Raw genomic sequence first — 2,616 nt, forward strand, 5'->3', positions numbered from 1 at the left:
AGATAGATGTGCAGGGTCTGGCTCTCGATCCACTCCCCGCAGTACAACAGCCGTCGCAGCTCGGCGAGTTGGCCGTCCACGGTGATCCCGCAGGCGTCCTCGACCGCCGCGCACGCGCTCATCTGGTACGCGACCGGGCAGATCCCGCACACCCGGGCGGTGATGTCCGGCGGCTCGGTGTACGCGCGGCCGCGCAGGAACGCCTCGAAGAACCGCGGCGGTTCGTAGATCTGCAGCCGCGCCTCGGCCACCCGGCCGTCGTGCACGCGCAGGTGCAGGGCGCCCTCGCCCTCGACCCGGGACAGCGAGCCGACGTGCAGTACACGGGATCCGCGATGGGTCACGGGGTGCTCCCTTCGTCATGTTCCAGCGCTGTCGAGGCTTCGGCGAAGGCGGGGGCGTAGGCGTTGAAGGTGCGCAGGAGCCGCAGGACGTCACGGTCGTCCAGGCCGTCGGTGCGCAGGCGCGGGATCAGGGCGGGCAGGTTCGTGGAGGCCGACGGGCCGAAGCAGCCGTAGCAGCCGCGTCCGTAGGCCGGGCAGATGGCGCCGCAGCCGGAATGGGTGACTGGGCCCAGGCAGGGTGTGCCGTGCGCAACGGTGACGCATACGGTGCCTCGCCGCTTGCATTCGAAGCAGACGCTGTGCCCGGGGATGCCCGGTTTGCGCCCGGCGAGGTGGGCGGTGATGACTTCGAGCAGTTGGCGGCGGTCGATGGGACAGCCCTGCAGCTCGAAGTCCACCGGCACGTGGGCGGAGACCGGGGTGGAGGTGGCCAGCGTCTCGATGTAGTCCGGGCGGGCGTAGACCGCGGCCCGGAACTCCTCGACGTCGGCGAAGTTGCGCAGCGCCTGGATCCCGCCTGCGGTGGCGCAGGCGCCGATGGTGACCACGCGGCGGGAGACGGCGCGGATGTGCCTGACCCGCTCGGCGTCGGCTGCGGTGGTCACCGAGCCCTCCACCAGCGACAGGTCATACGGTCCCGGGCCCGCGGCGCTGGACGCCTCAAGGAAGTGAGCGATCTCCACCTGCCCGGACAGCGTCAGCAGTTCGTCCTCGCAGTCCAGGAGGGTGAGCTGGCAGCCGTCGCAGGAGGCGAGCTTCCACACGGCGAGCTTCGGATGCGTCGCGGGCATGTCACAGCTCCCTTACGGCGAGCAGCGGCTCGGCGCGGTCCCAGCCCAGGACCGGGCCGTCGCGGCACAGCAGCACGGTCCCGAGCTGGCAGTGGCCACAATGTCCTGTCGCGCAGCGCATGTTGCGCTCCAGCGACACGCGGATCCGTTCGGCGGGGACGCCGCGGTGGACGAGTTCGCGGGCCGTGGCGCGGATCATCGGCTCAGGACCGCAGACGAATGCCGCGCTGCCGGGCGGGTGGAACCGCGCCCGGTCGAGCAGGGTCGTGACCATGCCGACTTCCCCCGTCCAGCGGTCGTCGGGGCGGTCTACGGTGACGGAGACGTGGGCGGCACGCGCGACGGACCAGTGGTCGATCTCGGCGCGGTACAGCAGGTCGTCGGGGGTGCGCGCGCCGATGAGCACATTGACCTGTCCGTAGCGGTCCACCGGCTCCGCGAGCGCGTCGGCCACCACCGGGCGCAGCGGTGCCAGGCCGAGGCCGCCGGCCACGATCAGCAGATCGCGTCCCTGAGCGGCCGGCAGGTCCCAGGCGGTGCCGAACGGGCCGCGCACTCCCACGGTGCTGCCGGGCCGCAGCCCGTAGAGGGCGCCCGAGACGGCGCCCACGGCCCGGACGGTATGGGCCAGGCCCTGGTCGGTAGGCGTGATACCGCTGACGGAGACCGGGATCTCGCCGACCCCGAACGCGTACAGCATCGCGAACTGGCCGGGCCGGAACGACGGCAGCACCGCGCCGACCGGCCGCAGGGCGACGGTCGCGGTGTCCGCCGTCTCGCTGTCCCGGCGCACCACCTGATATGGCACCGGTGTCGTCATGTCGCCGGCCCGCTTCCGTAGGGACCGTAGAGGTCGAGCAGGCGCATACGGGTGGCCTTGAGGCGGTGGGCGATGATCCCGGCCACGGCGTGTGTCAGCGCGTACCCGAGAGCGAGGTCCTCCCCGCACAGGACGCGCACCGTCGCCGCGTCGAATTCGTCGGCGCGTACCGGGCTGCGGGCCGCGGCTCCCAGGTGCCACACGTACGGCGGGAACAGCCACGACCAGCCGAGCAGGTCGCCGGGACCAAGGGTCTCGACCGTGGGCGGGCGGCGGCCCGGGACGTGGAGGTTGAGCGTGACCGATCCGCCGCTGATGATCCAGAAGCGGTCGGCGCTGCCGCCTTCCTCGAAGATCAGGGCACCGGCGGGGTAGGTCACCTCGTGTCCCAGCCGCAGCAGCCGCTCCCGGCTTCCGGCGGGCAGGGCGTCGAGCAGATGCGCCGTGGTGGTCATGGCAGCTCTCCGCCCTCAGGGCCCTCGGACGCCGCGGGCCAGGTCTCCGCGTGGAGCGCGGCCGCCTCCTCGGTGATGTCGATGCCGACCGGGCACCACACGATGCAGCGGCCGCAGCCGACGCAGCCGGAAGAGCCGAACTGGTCGTACCAGGTGCCGAGTTTGTGGGTCAGCCACTGCCGGTAACGGCTGCGCCCGGACTCACG

At 72.2% G+C, this 2,616-nt stretch carries 5 protein-coding genes; all 5 read right to left on the reverse strand.

Translation table 11 applies throughout. The features are described 5' to 3' along the window. The coding region (locus EFK10_RS30605; protein ID WP_206305646.1) for a nickel-dependent hydrogenase large subunit at positions 1 to 344 on the reverse strand (344 nt) is incomplete at its 3' end. After that, a complete protein-coding gene (locus EFK10_RS30610; protein WP_127358907.1) occupies positions 341 to 1,135 on the reverse strand; it encodes an NADH-quinone oxidoreductase subunit B family protein in 795 nt (264 codons plus the stop codon). The genes EFK10_RS30610 and EFK10_RS30605, both read right to left, overlap by 4 nt. A 1-nt stretch (position 1,136) precedes the next feature. Beyond that, on the reverse strand, positions 1,137 to 1,955 hold the full coding sequence (locus EFK10_RS30615) for an FAD/NAD(P)-binding protein (RefSeq protein ID WP_127358908.1): 819 nt from the start codon (positions 1,953 to 1,955) through the stop codon (positions 1,137 to 1,139). Then, the gene (locus EFK10_RS30620; RefSeq protein WP_127358909.1) at positions 1,952 to 2,410 is read right to left on the reverse strand and encodes a cyclic nucleotide-binding domain-containing protein; all 459 of its coding nucleotides are present in this window, start codon (positions 2,408 to 2,410) and stop codon (positions 1,952 to 1,954) included. Before EFK10_RS30620 ends, EFK10_RS30615 begins: the two co-directional genes overlap by 4 nt. Further along, the coding region (locus EFK10_RS30625) for a 4Fe-4S dicluster domain-containing protein (RefSeq protein WP_206305647.1) at positions 2,407 to 2,616 on the reverse strand (210 nt) is incomplete at its 5' end. The genes EFK10_RS30620 and EFK10_RS30625, both read right to left, overlap by 4 nt.

This window comes from Streptomyces soli (genome assembly GCF_003999195.1).
In the GTDB taxonomy this organism is placed as follows: domain Bacteria; phylum Actinomycetota; class Actinomycetes; order Streptomycetales; family Streptomycetaceae; genus Actinacidiphila; species Actinacidiphila soli.